The sequence below is a fragment of the Streptococcus pseudopneumoniae genome (assembly GCF_001076775.1).
Classification (GTDB): domain Bacteria; phylum Bacillota; class Bacilli; order Lactobacillales; family Streptococcaceae; genus Streptococcus; species Streptococcus pseudopneumoniae_G.
Genome location: NZ_JVGV01000030.1, coordinates 1 through 14,994, shown reverse-complemented (window position 1 = coordinate 14,994; position 14,994 = coordinate 1). Strand labels below are relative to the sequence as shown.

Here is a 14,994-nt window from a genome sequence, read left to right as displayed (position 1 = left end):
AGAAATCCAAAACTAGTGGAGGAAGCTATTATGCCATTTGTACGCATCGATTTATTTGAAGGACGCACGCTCGAGCAAAAGAAAGCTCTTGCTAAGGAAGTGACGGAAGCTGTTATCCGTAACACTGGAGCACCTCAATCTGCTGTCCATGTCATCATCAACGACATGCCAGAAGGAACTTACTTCCCTCAAGGTGAAATGCGCACCAAATAATCTAGCTTAAGCAGAATTGCTTAGGCTTTTTCAATCTCCAAGTAGCATCCATTGAAGAAATAGTTCAAATTTGTTACAATTTGAAAGGATACTTGGAAAAATTTCCAAGAAAAGAGCTATTTATTAAAGGAAACATTATGATTACACGTGAATTTGATACCATCGCTGCTATCTCTACTCCACTAGGTGAAGGGGCTATTGGTATTGTCCGCCTGAGCGGAACAGACAGTTTTGCGATTGCGCAAAAGATTTTTAAAGGAAAAGACTTGAACAAGGTTGCCAGCCACACTCTCAACTACGGTCACATTATTGATCCTCTGACTGGTAAAGTCATGGACGAAGTCATGATTGGGGCTATGAAATCTCCAAAAACCTTCACTCGTGAAGATATTATCGAGATTAACACCCATGGTGGGATTGCGGTGACCAATGAGATTCTCCAGCTAGCTATCCGTGAAGGAGCTCGGTTGGCAGAACCTGGTGAATTTACCAAGCGTGCCTTCCTAAATGGACGTGTGGACTTGACTCAGGCTGAGGCGGTCATGGATATCATCCGCGCCAAGACAGACAAGGCCATGAACATCGCGGTCAAACAACTTGATGGTTCCCTTTCTGATCTTATCAATAATACCCGTCAAGAAATCCTTAACACACTTGCCCAAGTCGAGGTTAATATTGATTATCCTGAGTACGACGATGTTGAGGAAGCCACTACTGCTGTTATCCGAGAGAAGACTATGGAGTTTGAACAATTACTAACCAATCTCCTTAGAACAGCACGTCGCGGTAAAATCCTCCGTGAGGGAATTTCAACAGCTATCATCGGACGCCCCAACGTTGGGAAATCAAGCCTTCTCAACAACCTCTTGCGTGAAGACAAGGCAATCGTAACCGATATTGCTGGTACAACTCGAGATGTCATCGAAGAATACGTCAACATCAACGGTGTTCCTCTAAAATTGATTGACACAGCTGGTATTCGTGAAACGGATGATATCGTTGAACAAATTGGAGTTGAGCGTTCGAAAAAAGCTCTTAAGGAAGCTGACTTGGTTCTGCTAGTACTAAACGCTAGCGAACCCTTAACTGCCCAAGACCGACAACTTCTTGAGATTAGCCAAGATACAAACCGTATTATTCTTCTTAATAAAACCGACCTGCCTGAAGCGATTGAAACTTCGGAACTACCTGAAGACGTTATTCGTATTTCAGTCCTTAAAAACCAAAACATCGACAAGATTGAAGAGCGAATCAACAACCTCTTCTTTGAAAATGCTGGTTTTGTTGAGCAAGATGCTACCTACTTGTCAAATGCCCGTCATATTTCCTTGATTGAGAAGGCTGTTGAAAGCCTACAGGCTGTTAATGAAGGGCTGGAACTAGGTATGCCAGTTGACTTGCTTCAAGTTGACTTGACCCGTACTTGGGAAATCCTCGGAGAAATCACTGGAGATGCTGCTCCTGATGAACTTATTACCCAACTTTTTAGCCAATTCTGTTTAGGAAAATAAGAAATCCATGATCGTTCATTCGGTCATGGATTTTCTAATCTTTTTTAGTAATCTGGTCTTAGGACACCTGTTACAGTTGCCTTAGTTGCTTCGTAGTCGCCATCTACGACAACCTTGATAATGCGTTTGGCATCTTCTTCTGGTGCTGGAACAAGAGGTAGACGAGTTGGACCAGCTTCAAATCCCATATAGTTGAGAACGGCCTTGACAGGAGCAGGACTTGGATATGAGAAGAGGGCATTAACCTTAGGAATGAATTTACGTTGAATAGCTGCGGCTTTCTTCATATCGCTTTCTGCAATGGCAGTAAACATCTCATGCATTTCATCCCCATTTGTATGGGAGGCAACAGAAATAACCCCATCCGCACCAAGGTTCATGGCATGGAAAGCATCTCCATCTTCACCAGTATAGACCAAGAACTCTTCTGGCTTGTGCTCAATCAAGTAAGCCATATTTGCCAAACTCGTACATTCTTTGACACCAATAATATTTGGATGGTCAGCCAAGCGAAGCATAGTTTCTGGAGTCAATTCGACAACCACACGACCTGGAATGTTATAGATAATAATTGGTAGGTCAGAAGCATCTGCAATAGCTTTAAAGTGCTGATACATTCCTTCTTGAGAAGGTTTGTTGTAGTAAGGAACAATAGCAAGCCCAGCTGCGAAACCACCAAATTCTGCTACTTCTTTGACAAACTCGATAGAGTCACGCGTATCATTGGTACCCACACCCGCAATCAAAGGCACACGTCCATTGACAATCTTTTGTACAGCCGCAAACAGTTCCAACTCCTCATCATGGGTTAAGGTTGGACTCTCAGCAGTGGTCCCTGCGAGAAGAATTCCATCCGTATGATGGTCCAATAAATGCTCAATCAAGGCTGGAATAGCATCGAAGTTGATGGAACCATCCTCATGGAAGGGGGTAATAAAGGCTGTGATGATTTTACACTCTTTTAAATCTTTATAAGACATGAGAAACACCTCTCTATTTTAAAGAAGGAGTTCATCTGAACTCCTAAACGTTATGACTATTTTAATTCAAATTTCAATTCGGCCGTTGGACGAACCAAGCCACGTTCGTGAAGAGTTTCAGCAATCTGAACTGAGTTCCAAGCAGCACCTTTGAGAAGGTTATCTGAAACAACCCACATGTGGATTCCTTTTTCAGCATCCAAGTCTTTACGGATACGACCAACAAAGGTATCACGCGATCCCACTGCATTGATGGCTTGCGGATAAATTTGATGAGCGACATCATCTTCAAGGACAGCGCCTGGGAAGGCTGCGATAGCTGCTTTTACTTCTTCAATTGGAGCCACTTCTTTTGTTTCGATGTAAACAGACTCAGAGTGAGCTGACAAGACTGGAATACGCACACATGTTGCAGACACTGCAATGCTATCATCTTCCATAATTTTCTTAGTTTCCTTAGTCATCTTCATCTCTTCGTAAGTGTAATCATTTTCAGTGAAGACATCAATTTGTGGAAGAGCATTGAAGGCGATAGGATAATGTTTCTTATCCCCACCTGAAGGCAAGATTTCCGCATGCAAATCACGTGGGGTTACACCATCATTCAAGACTTCACGAAGTTCACGTTGTGTCTCAAGAATTGCTCCCATACCAGCACCTGAGACGGCTTGGTAAGTTGAAACGATGATACGATTCAAGCCCCATTTTTGACGGACAGGTTCAAGCGCCACCATCATTTGGATTGTTGAACAGTTAGGGCAAGCAATAATCCCGTTGTGGGCATCAAGTGCATGAGCATTGACCTCTGGAACAACCAAAGGAACATCTGGATTTTGACGGAAGTAAGATGTATTATCTACTACTACCGCGCCAGCTTTTACTGCGTATGGTGCATACTTAGCTGATGTAGAACCACCTGCCGAAAAGAGAGCAATGTCAATTCCTTCAAAAGCTGTTTCAGTCGTTTCTTCAATTGTAATATCTTGATCTTTAAATTTCAAAGTCTTGCCTGCTGAACGAGCAGAAGCAAGGTAACGGATTTTATCGATTGGAAGTGTTGATTCTTCCAACATTTTTATCATCTGAGCTCCGACAGCACCTGTCGCGCCGACTACAGCAACTGTATATCCCATAAATAACCTCTTTCGGAATTTTCTAAAAATTTCTATAATAGATGTATTATACTACTTTTTCCATGAATTGCAAAGCTTTTTCATCATTTTTTGGAAAATAAAAATCCCCAGTCGCTAGACTAGGGACTAAGAGGCATCTTCATGTGATGAGCAGGTTCACACAACTCATCAAGGTCCGCTCCTGCGTTATGACCTCCTTATGCTCAATAGTAGTCCGAAGACTACCTATCGACTCATCGCGTCTATTATATTACTAGAAATAAGTGGGTTTGTCAATAAAAAAATTTTGCAGGATGACTTTTATTATACAAAAGTCAGAATTTTTTCTCGCGAGCATAAGAAAAAACTCTTGTGTTCAAGAGTTTCCCTGTAAATATCATGCTAATTGCCGGGATTGAACCGGCGACCTCATCCTTACCATGGATGCGCTCTGCCAACTGAGCTAAATCAGCTTACTTAAAAAGTATACTACAGTTAGAAAATCTTGTCAAGTTTCCTTAGACATTTCCAGAAGAAAAAGCCAGGTAAGAGCTACCTAGCTTATCTTCTTCTATTTGCTTAAATCGATTCGACGACCAATTTTACCAATGATAATCGCACCAATAATTAATGAGGCAAATTCACCAATCCCTGTTGTAAACCAAGTAAGGAAAAATGGTAATTCTGCTACGATATTCAACTCGGCAGCGATGGTAAACATGGAAATTGAAAAGAGAATTGAAAAGAAGAAATGATCTTTTCGAATTAATCCGTTAAAGAGGTAATCTTTGCTGTATTTTGCAAAAAGCCAAACACCTAAACTGAGGAATACCAAGGTTGATCCACCACCAACAAAGACATCTAGGAGTCCGAAGCTAAAGAAATTAGCAATCATACAACCGATAGTAACTCCGATAATGTACTTTGGATTGTAAAAAGCCATAAAGTTCATCATTTCTGAAATACGGAACTGATAAGCACCGTAGCTAATGGCATTTAGGGGTGGTGTGACAGTTAAAACGACATAGATAGCAGCAACGATTGCAATATCTGCAACATCACGAATAGTTAATTTTTTCATCTTTTCTCCTTTGGCGGTTGCCCGCGTGTAATATGCTTGGTGAAAGAAGCTAAGCACCAAGGGTTGATTCAATCAACCTTACTAGTATAGCACAATAACTTGCTTTATGCTATACTAAAAGTATGAAAAAACGCATTCAAAGTCTCTTCGAGAATGAGCTCTTAGCCTATCTCTTTTTTGGTGTAGCAACTACTCTTGTCTCCATTCTATCCCGATTAGTCATTTATCAATTAACCCATAAAGAACTGCTTGCTACTGGACTAGCAAATAGTATCGGTATCCTATTTGCATTTATTACAAATGATAGGCTTGTCTTTAAGCAAGCTAGAGAGAATTGGCCAAGCCGTTTAGTAAAATTTACTATAGCACGTCTTTCTACTTTTCTTTTAGACTTGTTTTTAACTTTTATCTTTGTAACTCAGTTTCCTAATATTATCGGGCAATTTGTAAATAATAATATAGACAAGGTTAATAGTATTGAAACCGTTATTTCACAATTCTTGATAATTATCCTCAATTACATTTTTAGTAAGGTATTTATTTTTAAAAAATAAGAAAAAATTTACATATAGCTTGCAAGAACTTCTTAATTAAAATATAATTAAGAGTAAGAATTTTTTTGAAAGGAAATTATGAAAATGTTAAAAGATCTTAAAGCATTTTTGCTTCGTGGTAATGTTGTTGACCTTGCTGTCGGTGTGATCATTGCCTCTGCTTTTGGTGCAATCGTTACATCACTTGTTAACGATATCATCACTCCACTTATTTTGAATCCAGCCTTGGAAGCTGCGAAAGTACAAAACATCGCTGAACTTGCTTGGAATGGTGTTACATATGGTAAATTCTTGAGTGCTGTTATCAACTTCCTAGTTATCGGTACTGTTCTCTTCTTCGTTATCAAAGGTATTGAAAAAGCTCAAAGCCTTACTAAGAAAGAAGAAGCTGCTGAGGAAGCTCCAGCTGCTCCAACTGAATTGGAAGTACTTCAAGAAATCAAAGCTCTTCTTGAGAAAAAATAATCGATTAAAAGGATCTAGCGCAAAGCTAAATCCTTTTTTCTTTACTCTTTTGGTAACTTACCTGCTTTCTCAAGCATTTTCTTAATAAGATAAGGCATCTTAACATTTTCCCGACCTTTTTTCTCAATCAATTTTTTCACAAATTCTGGCATTTGTAAATCTTGAGATTCGGCCAAGATATTTTTCGTCTCATCTGAAGGAACTAACTCATCAAAGGTTTCTTCTTCTGGGAGAAATTCCTTAAACTCTTTGTCCTCATTAGCTCTGACTGTATTAACCAAGGCATCAATCAAACGAGAATCTGTATTTGGCATTGGTGGACGATGGTAGTTTACACCAAATTCCTGACATAAGTCATAACATTCCACATCATTGTCAAACAAGACTTCAATATGCTCGCTAATGAAGCTGATAGGAACAAAAATATAATGGTCTGGATGTTCTTTCCGTTCTCTGAGATACTCTAAGACATCTGGCTTAATCCATGGAATCCCGATATCACTTTCACTCTGCCAGGTATTTGTATATTGAGTGGAACTCAAACCTAGTTTTTCAGCGACTAACTTGCTATTTTCAAAAATTTGATCGATATAAGGATCACCAAAATCCAAGGCAAAAATGGGCACACTATGAGCTGAAAAGATGACTTTAAAGCTATCCTGCTTTACTTCTTCTTTTAAAATCTTAGCAATTTCATCTGCCCAATAGTTTAAGAGCGCTTCTTCTTGATACCAGTCCTTAATAACAAAAAATTGGATCTGCTTGCTTTCTAAAAATTTTTCATAGCCCATGACAGAATAGAAAGAATAATGAGGCTCCAAAATCAAGCAAATACACTGCTCGATTCCGTCTGCTTCCATCTGACCAATCACATTTGGAATAAAGGGACTGGAAAACTTATTAGCAAAATAAACACTATACTCATTTCCCAGCCTAGCCTCTACCAAGGCAACCTCTTCACGCGTAATTTTTTGCAGAGGCGTGCCGCCAATTCGTACATAATTATCATAGAGAGTTTGAATTTCGTGGTCTTGAGGTCTCACTCCACGACGAATATTTGTGAAAAAATCAGCCACACCTTCAAAGGTAATCTCTTCTGGCGAACCGAAAGTCATCATTAAAATTGCTTTTTTCATAATCGCTTCCTTGTGATATTTTTATCAAGTTTATTTTATCATTTATCCATTAATAAGTAAACGCCAACATAGCGAATTTCCCTAACTTCTGTCTTTTGTTTTTCTCTCATTTCTATGATACAATGGAAAAAATGAATTCAAAAGGAGTTTTTTATGACTTATCCCAATCTCTTGGACCGCTTCTTAACCTACGTTAAGGTCAATACGCGCTCTGATGAACACTCTACTACTACTCCAAGTACGCAGAGTCAGGTAGATTTTGCTACAAATGTTCTTATTCCTGAAATGAAACGTGTTGGATTACAAAATGTTTATTATCTACCAAATGGTTTTGCAATTGGGACCTTGCCAGCCAATGATCCATCTTTAACACGAAAAATTGGCTTTATATCTCACATGGATACTGCTGACTTTAATGCCGAAGGAGTTAATCCCCAGGTAATTGAAAACTACGATGGTGGTGTGATTGAACTTGGAAATTCTGGTTTCAAACTCGATCCAGCTGACTTTAAGAGTCTTGAGAAATATACAGGACAAACGCTCATCACAACAGATGGAACAACCTTGCTAGGAGCTGATGACAAGTCAGGGATTGCTGAAATTATGACTGCTATTGAATATCTAACTGCTCACCCTGAAATCAAACACTGTGAGATTCGTGTTGGTTTTGGTCCAGATGAAGAAATCGGTGTTGGTGCTAATAAATTTGATGCAGAAGATTTTGATGTTGATTTTGCCTACACAGTTGATGGTGGCCCACTAGGTGAACTTCAGTACGAGACCTTTTCAGCAGCGGGTGCTGAATTGCATTTCCAAGGACGCAATGTCCACCCTGGTACTGCCAAAGGGCAAATGGTCAACGCCCTTCAGTTAGCAATTGATTTTCACAATCAACTTCCAGAGAATGACAGACCTGAGTTAACTGAAGGTTACCAAGGCTTCTACCATCTAATGGATGTGACAGGTAGTGTCGAGGAGGCGCGTGCAAGCTACATCATTCGTGATTTTGAAAAAGATGCCTTTGAAGCGCGTAAAGCAGCCATGCAATCTATCGCTGATAAGATGAATCAAGAACTTGGTAGCGACCGTGTCACCCTAAACTTGACAGACCAGTACTACAATATGAAAGAAGTCATTGAAAAAGATATGACTCCAATTACCATTGCCAAAGCAGTTATGGAAGATTTGGGTATCACTCCTATAATCGAACCAATCCGTGGAGGGACAGACGGCTCTAAGATTTCCTTTATGGGAATCCCAACTCCTAATATCTTTGCGGGAGGAGAAAATATGCACGGACGTTTTGAATACGTCAGCCTTCAGACTATGGAACGTGCAGTTGATACCATCATTGGTATCGTAGCTTATAAAGACTAAAAAGACGAGGTAGCTTAGCTACTTCGCCTTTCTTTTTATTCTGCTGGTTTTTCTTGATTTCCAGTACTTATTGTAGATTCTGTTGTTTCCTTTTCTGAAGCTGGTTCAGCAGGTTTAGAATCTGTTGTGTTGCTCGGTTTGTTTTCGTCGCTTGCAGTTTCACTGTTAGATTCTGTAGCTACATTTGGTTGATTCTCTGCACTTGTGCTATCAGCATTCGATTCAGCTTTTGTTGCTGGAGTTGCTTCTTCACTCGCACTTGATTTTGACTTGATTTCTTGATTCAAGACTAGGATAGCTTTTGTCAATTCAAGTAAAGCGGCTTTATCCTTACTCTTAGCAGAAAGTTGATCTAGTAATGCATCCACCTTATCAAAGTCGGCATCAGAACCCTTGTTGTTTTCTAAATAAGCATGAAGCGACATGAGAATATCGTAGAGTTTTTGATAGAGTACAAGTGTCTGAGGATCTTGCTCAGCATTTTCCTTTTCTTGTTGAAGGGCGCTAGCGATACGAGTCAAGACATCTTTTACCTGACTGTTTACTTCATCCAAGTCTGCATCAGCCTTGTTTGTAGCAACTTTAAGATTTTCTACTTCTTCTGTCAAGGATTGTCTGATTCCTTCTTCTTGGATTTGTTCCAAGAGTTGATTTGCCTTGCTCAAGAGACTTTCTACTTCTTCCTTGCTAACATGATTGACATGCTCTTCAGGCATAAAGTCTCCATACAATTCTTTCAAGAAGCCATAAATAGCTGTCTTGGCACTTTGATTATCGACTTTTTCAGTATCTAGAACTGTTTGACTTGATTTTGCAGCAGTTGGCTGAGCTTTCAAAGCTTCTTCAACTTCTTGTTTTGCCTGATAGATGCTTGGGAATAATTTGTTCAATTCTGCTGCCTTAAGGAAGGATTGAGATTGATACAAGGTCCAAGTCAACTGGGCTACTTTATTTCGAAGTTCATCACTCAAACGACCGTCATTTACGTGTTCGTAGAAATACTTGATGTATTCAACTGTTGTAACCCCTGTTCGGTCATTAAAGTCTTGCAAGGCTTGAAGTTGTGATTCAACCGCTGCTAAACCAGCCTCATCTTTAGCTAACTTAGCTTCTTGAAGTTGAACGAGAAGGTCTTTCTTAGGAAGCCCATAAGTGTCAGTATCCAGTGTATTGATTTTATCAATCAAGGCCTGATATTTCTTATCTAGAGCGCTTGTTTCAACAGGTTTGACACTTTCATCAATATGGATATATTGCTTATCAAAGAGTTCAAGTGTTGCAAGATAACCTGCTGTAGAGTTAGTTGCCAGTTTCTTCATGTTCTCAGTAAACTGTCCTAAGGCTAACTCAATCTGTCTTTGTTCGATAGGCTTGTCTTTGTAGATACTTCTGCTATCAGCTAAAAGTTGATCTACTTTTGCCAAGACTGCCTTCTCATCAAAAGCTCCAGGTTGATAATTGGATTGCAGGGCTGGAATCTTGTTTTTCAAAGCCACTTCATATCCCTTAGTTTGAACCTTGATGTAGTGATTATGGTCGCCATGAGGAATCACAAAACTACCATTTTCTACCTGTAAACTATAAGGAGACACACCATCTCGCAAAGCAGTCGTGTAAAGTTCATTTAGGAAATCAAGTTCTGGATTGCCAGTTTGAAGAGGAATCCGAACATGTTCTTTACGAACAGCATAGGGATGGATATGAGTTGGGTCGTAGGCTTGGTCTGGATTTCCAAAGACAAAGAATCCGTTTGAAATTCTAATCGCTTCAAGTGGAACACCGTAGGTCTTCGAAATATAAGCAATCTTTTCTTCATCGCTAGCATCTCTTGAGAAAGACTCTACCGTTTTAGCAAGAGGTTTTACAGGCTCTGCATCATGATGTGTTTTCAAATGATCCTGAGCTGCCTTAATTTGCTCTGCTGTCAAATCCTTCTTGAAGAAGTAATGATTGTGGTCACCATGACTCATGACAAAACCTTGCTCATCCTCGCTGATGACACGATCGGCATCAAAACCGTGATCATGGTCTTCATCATGATGGTGTCCATGATGATCTTCATCGTGATCGTCATCATGAGCTGGATTTGGTGTTGCTGTATTTGCACCTTTCAAGTGGTCTTGCGCTGCCTTGATTTGATCAGCAGTCAAATCCTTCTTGAAGAAGTAATGATTATGGTCGCCGTGACTCATGATAAATCCTGCTTCATCTTCCGCAATAATACGATTGGCATCAAAGCCGTGATCATGGTCTTCATCATGATGGTGTCCATGATGATCTTCATCGTGATCGTCGTCATGAGCTGGATTTGGTGTTGCTGGACTTGCACCTTTCAAGTGATCCTGCGCTGCCTTGATTTGATCAGCAGTCAAATCCTTCTTGAAGAAGTAATGATTATGGTCGCCGTGACTCATGATAAATCCTGCTTCATCTTCCGCAATAATACGATTGGCATCAAAGCCGTGTCCACCTTCTTCATGTTCATCATGTGAATTTCCTGGATTGATTGGAAGAGATGGCGAAGGTGTTGTTAGACCATTATTTGGAAGAGTCGGTTGACCAATTTGATTCGACTTAGGAATGTAATGGAAATGATCACCATGTCTGACGATATAAGCTGTGGCTGTTTCTTCGACAATATCTTTAGGATTAAAGATATAACCATCAGATGTTGAAGAGATAGTCTTATTTGTAAGCAAGGAAGGATGATTTAAAGTAGATGGACTGCTTGAAAGACTTCCAAGACTAGACGCTACTTCATGAGGTTTTTCATTTGTAGAAACTGTAGAACCAGTTCCACCGATAGGCACCATTCTGGCAATCTTTTCTTCTAAAGGAGAGAGCTTGCTGTAAGGAATAAAGTGATAATGGTCGCCATGCGGAATCGCAACTCCATTTGGTGTACGGCTGATAATCTTAGCAGGGTCAAAAACCAGACCGTCTGATTCACTGTAACGTTGGTCACTAGGTGAATCATAGAGTTCTTTCAAAAGACTTTGGAGATTTTCAGCTTTATTTGCTGGCTTGCTAGTTGAGCCTTGTGCTACAGATTGCGTGTTATTGTCACTAGCTGCTGAAGAATAGCTTAACTGACTCGGTTGCGTATTTTTCCCAGCCAGATGAGCTTTAGCAGCTGCTAATTCACTAGCAGACAAATCACTTTTTGGAATATAGTGGTAGTGACCTCCGTGAGGAACTATATAAGCATCACCAGTATCTTCAATAATATCAGCTGGATTAAAGACATAACCATCATCTGTCGTATAGCGTCCCTGAGACCTTGCTACAGCAACATCTGAGCTGACCTTCTCATTATCTTTGACATGTTCTTGTTTTTGTCGGTTGATTTCGTCTTTAGTTCGAATATTATCAGCATGAGCTGCATCTTTCAGATAGACATAATATTTTCCATCGACCTTGATGATATAACCACCCTTGACTTCATTGACAATATCTCCATCCTTAAGTTGATAATTTGGATCCTTCATCAAAAGTTCTTCACTAAAGAGGGCATCATAAGGAACTTTCCCATTATAGTAATGATAGTGGTCACCGTGTGACGTTACATAGCCCTGATCTGTAATTTTGATGACAATTTGCTCAGCCTGAATTCCTTCTTTTTGACTGACCTGATCTGGTGTCAGGTTTTCAGTTTTCTGACTTGACTGGCTACCATCCACATAAGAGACACGATTATTGTCCTTATTTTCCTGCGATCGATGCTGGTTCAGTGCATAAGCACAAAGACTCAAGGATACGATAACAGCTGATCCAGCTGCTATATATTTTTTACTGAATTTCATAAATCCCTCATTTCAATAAATGATGAAGCTATTTCTTAACTTCTTTTTCTCGGTTAAACAATTTTTCTAAACCGGTTATTTAACCATTTAATTAACCAGTAAATAGTTTACCTTTTTTTAGCTTATCTGTCAAGATTTTTAGTGAAAGAGAATAAAATTATTACTTTAAGAATCCTTTCTTCATTTTTTAGACAGGAAATTTCATCTTTTTATTAACAAATAAAAGGACATTATTCTATCCAATAATAGAACAATATCCTTTCAACTAGATGCTCATTAGTCAAAATATTCTAAGGTTTTATTTGCTTAAGAGTTTTAATATCATAGGTTACTAAATCCCCATTCTTATTATAAAACTGAACTCCTTCTGATGAAAAAATAAGATATTTAGAATCAATTTGAGCAATTTGTGCTATTTGATTTATATGATTTTTTAAAGTATCCTTATCTAATCCATAATCTGGTATATCATCATAATCATCTTCTTTATTTTCTGCATGTGATTTTTCTTCTTCACCAACTTTTTCGACTGAAGGATTGCTGCTAGTCGCATCTGCCTCATTTTGAGATTTATTATCCTTTGGTTGTTCATCAACTTTGTTTGAATCCGTTGCATCTTTCTTTGTTTCCGATTTCTTATCTGAAGAAACTAGATGTGAATTAGAAGAATCATTTGTTGTTTCTTTTTCTTCATTTCTTTTAGCTATCAACTCTTGAGCTTGTTTCCACTCTTTATCTGATAAATCAGACTGATTGATACTTCTCAATGAATCACCACTAGCTTTTGGAATACTGAAAGATTTATCTGCCCAAATATAGGTTCCCTTTGCCAATACATCCTGAGGATCAAAAATATATCCATCAGGAGTTGCAAACTTGCCTTCTTTAAGTGCTTTCTGAACTTCTTCCGCAGAATGGATAATTTGCCAGTTCTTCATTCCAGGACGTTTTTCAAGAGGAGTTACATTAGCAATAACAGATCCAGCATCATCATGACCTGGTTTTGACCAAACTTCAGGACGCACATCAGGATGTTGCATTACATATTTTATAGTTGCTATTTGCTCACTATTTAACCAAGAATAAGGTACGACGTGAATGTGATCGATATGCGGAATAATGAAGGAAGTTCCAGTATCATACGTAGTATTGGCTGCATGCATAGGCAAGCTAGATACATCAACAGCTAATCTTGGTTTAATTTCTGTTTCTACAATATCATAACGATAATTATCTTTATCTTTAAGCATTAGTTCCTGCTCAGAAAAAGCTATTTGAGTAAGATCGAGTTCTTCACGTGAATAAAAATAATCTTTACCACCTTCATTAATTATATAACCAACTTTACTATTTCTAGAAACTTTACTAGTTACTTTTTTATAATCAAACTTTGGTCTTTCCTTCTCATCTGAGTGAACTGAAGAAACGATGTCATCGGGATTTTTACCAGTTTCTTGAATCCATTTAGCAACTTCATCCAATTCGAATTGTTCTAATTCACCATATCCCATATAATGGAAATGATCACCGTGTTTGGCAATAACACCTGATTTATCAACAGAATCGATGGAATCTTTGGTAAATATGTATCCATCACTCGTATCATAAGGTTTACCATCTAAACCTTTTCCATAAGCTTTGATTGGTTGTCCTAAGAACTTATGAACTACTTCTTTTGATACTAAAGGTTTAATATCTGTACCAATTTGATTTAATCCATTTTGCCCTTTTAACGGAATAATTCTAGCAATCTTCTGCTCTAAATCAGTCATTTGGGAATAAGGGATAAAGTGATAATGGTCTCCGTGAGGAACTGCGACACCGTTAGCTGTACGTTTGATGATTTGTGCCGGATCAAAGACTAGACCATCCGATTCAACATGGCGTTCTGATAAAGGTTTGGCATACAATTCACTTAAAAGTGTTGGGATATCTTCCCCTTGGTCTTGATGATACGTTGGGGTGACAGTCAGGTTTGGAGTCTCTGTCAAACTTGGTTGGGCTGGTTTAGCATTATCACTACTTGGTTTACTTGAGCTTGTAGAAGAATGTGAGCTCTGTTTACCATTCCAATAAGCTTGGGCAGCAGCCAATTCTCCTGCAGACAAATCACTCTTCGGAATATAGTGGAAATGATTGCCGTGCGGTACAATAAATGCGTCTCCTGTATCTTCAATCACATCTGTCGGACTAAAGACATACCCATCATCCGTTGTATAAGCGCCTCCAGTTCCTCGATTTGGTGCCTGCGTATTGAGATTAAAGTTTGGTTTAATGGTTGAACTTGGTGTTGAACTTGGTTTATCGGTACTGCTTGGTTTCGTATTGTCAGATTGACTTTGAACTGGCTGACCTCCAATTGGTAGATTTCGAGCCAATTTTTCTTCCAAAGCAGACATTTGCGAATAAGGAATGAAATGGAAATGATCCCCGTGAGGAACTGCCACACCATTGGCAGTACGTTTTGTAATCTGTGCTGGGTCAAATACTAATCCATCAGACTCCACATGACGTTGGCTAAGTGGCAAGGCATACAATTCTTGAAGAAGACTAGCTAAATCCTCATTTGGGCTCTCCGGAGCTGTAGCAGGATTTTGAGGAGTTTCAGATTGACTCGTTCTTAGAGTAGATCTTGTTTCTCCCCTGCTTGAACGGTATTCAACGGTACTTAATTGACTACCTTTTCCAGATAAGAAGGCTTGGGCAGCAGCTAATTCACTGGCAGACAAATCACTCTTCGGAATATAGTGGAAGTGATTGCC

General features: G+C 39.1%; 11 protein-coding genes, 1 tRNA gene and 1 riboswitch. Of the genes, 5 read left to right on the top strand and 7 right to left on the bottom strand.

Going from position 1 to position 14,994, the window contains the following annotated elements; all coding sequences use genetic code 11:
- Positions 1–30: 30 nt before the first annotated feature.
- Positions 31–213: a 4-oxalocrotonate tautomerase gene (locus tag ADJ60_RS08970; RefSeq protein ID WP_001117398.1), complete on the top strand. Its 183-nt coding sequence runs from the start codon at positions 31–33 to the stop codon at positions 211–213.
- A gap of 137 nt (positions 214–350) precedes the next feature.
- On the top strand, positions 351–1,724 hold the full coding sequence (mnmE, locus tag ADJ60_RS08965; protein WP_049544647.1) for a tRNA uridine-5-carboxymethylaminomethyl(34) synthesis GTPase MnmE: 1,374 nt from the start codon (positions 351–353) through the stop codon (positions 1,722–1,724).
- A 44-nt stretch (positions 1,725–1,768) separates the two neighbouring features.
- Here the strand turns inward: mnmE and dapA are convergent, their stop codons facing one another.
- From dapA to ADJ60_RS08945, 4 genes are all read right to left on the bottom strand, one after another.
- Entirely contained in the window at positions 1,769–2,704 is a 936-nt protein-coding gene (gene dapA, locus ADJ60_RS08960; protein ID WP_049544646.1) for a 4-hydroxy-tetrahydrodipicolinate synthase, read from the bottom strand.
- Between the two features lie 56 nt (positions 2,705–2,760).
- On the bottom strand, positions 2,761–3,837 hold the full coding sequence (locus ADJ60_RS08955; RefSeq protein ID WP_049544645.1) for an aspartate-semialdehyde dehydrogenase: 1,077 nt from the start codon (positions 3,835–3,837) through the stop codon (positions 2,761–2,763).
- A gap of 379 nt (positions 3,838–4,216) precedes the next feature.
- Positions 4,217–4,289: transfer RNA gene (locus tag ADJ60_RS08950), tRNA-Thr, on the bottom strand.
- Between the two features lie 98 nt (positions 4,290–4,387).
- Complete coding sequence (locus ADJ60_RS08945) at positions 4,388–4,897, bottom strand: QueT transporter family protein (RefSeq protein WP_000737071.1); 510 nt, start codon at positions 4,895–4,897, stop codon at positions 4,388–4,390.
- Positions 4,895–4,991, bottom strand: a riboswitch (PreQ1 riboswitch). (Overlaps the previous gene by 3 nt.)
- Before the next feature lie 28 nt (positions 4,992–5,019).
- Between ADJ60_RS08945 and ADJ60_RS08940 the strand changes: the two genes are divergently transcribed.
- Both ADJ60_RS08940 and mscL read left to right on the top strand, forming a co-directional pair.
- Positions 5,020–5,451, top strand: coding sequence for a GtrA family protein (locus ADJ60_RS08940; RefSeq protein ID WP_049544644.1), 432 nt, complete (start codon positions 5,020–5,022; stop codon positions 5,449–5,451).
- An 84-nt stretch (positions 5,452–5,535) separates the two neighbouring features.
- Complete coding sequence (gene mscL / locus ADJ60_RS08935) at positions 5,536–5,916, top strand: large conductance mechanosensitive channel protein MscL (RefSeq protein ID WP_049544643.1); 381 nt, start codon at positions 5,536–5,538, stop codon at positions 5,914–5,916.
- 41 nt (positions 5,917–5,957) lie between these two features.
- Here mscL and hemH read toward each other — a convergent pair whose 3' ends face one another.
- Positions 5,958–7,052 carry a ferrochelatase gene (gene hemH, locus ADJ60_RS08930; protein ID WP_049544642.1) on the bottom strand — a complete coding sequence of 365 codons (1,095 nt, stop codon included), beginning with the start codon at positions 7,050–7,052 and terminating at the stop codon, positions 5,958–5,960.
- 153 nt (positions 7,053–7,205) lie between these two features.
- Here hemH and pepT point away from each other — a divergent pair, with 153 nt between their 5' ends.
- A complete protein-coding gene (gene pepT / locus ADJ60_RS08925; protein WP_049544641.1) occupies positions 7,206–8,429 on the top strand; it encodes a peptidase T in 1,224 nt (407 codons plus the stop codon).
- Between the two features lie 35 nt (positions 8,430–8,464).
- On the opposite strand, the gene ADJ60_RS11865 is transcribed toward pepT, so the two are convergent.
- Entirely contained in the window at positions 8,465–12,232 is a 3,768-nt protein-coding gene (locus ADJ60_RS11865) for a pneumococcal-type histidine triad protein (protein ID WP_049544640.1), read from the bottom strand.
- Between the two features lie 290 nt (positions 12,233–12,522).
- Positions 12,523–14,994: pneumococcal-type histidine triad protein (locus ADJ60_RS08915; RefSeq protein WP_049544639.1), on the bottom strand; the 2,472-nt coding region annotated here is incomplete at its 5' end.

Excerpts from the sequence above, each read along its gene's own strand:
- dapA (WP_049544646.1), bottom strand. The coding sequence starts at position 2,704 with ATGTCTTATAAAGATTTAAAAGAGTGTAAAATCATCACAGCCTTTATT.
- ADJ60_RS08955 (WP_049544645.1), bottom strand. The coding sequence starts at position 3,837 with ATGGGATATACAGTTGCTGTAGTCGGCGCGACAGGTGCTGTCGGAGCT.
- ADJ60_RS08940 (WP_049544644.1), top strand. The coding sequence starts at position 5,020 with ATGAAAAAACGCATTCAAAGTCTCTTCGAGAATGAGCTCTTAGCCTAT.
- ADJ60_RS08945 (WP_000737071.1), bottom strand. The coding sequence starts at position 4,897 with ATGAAAAAATTAACTATTCGTGATGTTGCAGATATTGCAATCGTTGCT.
- ADJ60_RS08970 (WP_001117398.1), top strand. The coding sequence starts at position 31 with ATGCCATTTGTACGCATCGATTTATTTGAAGGACGCACGCTCGAGCAA.
- pepT (WP_049544641.1), top strand. The coding sequence starts at position 7,206 with ATGACTTATCCCAATCTCTTGGACCGCTTCTTAACCTACGTTAAGGTC.
- ADJ60_RS11865 (WP_049544640.1), bottom strand. The coding sequence starts at position 12,232 with ATGAAATTCAGTAAAAAATATATAGCAGCTGGATCAGCTGTTATCGTA.
- mscL (WP_049544643.1), top strand. The coding sequence starts at position 5,536 with ATGTTAAAAGATCTTAAAGCATTTTTGCTTCGTGGTAATGTTGTTGAC.
- mnmE (WP_049544647.1), top strand. The coding sequence starts at position 351 with ATGATTACACGTGAATTTGATACCATCGCTGCTATCTCTACTCCACTA.
- hemH (WP_049544642.1), bottom strand. The coding sequence starts at position 7,052 with ATGAAAAAAGCAATTTTAATGATGACTTTCGGTTCGCCAGAAGAGATT.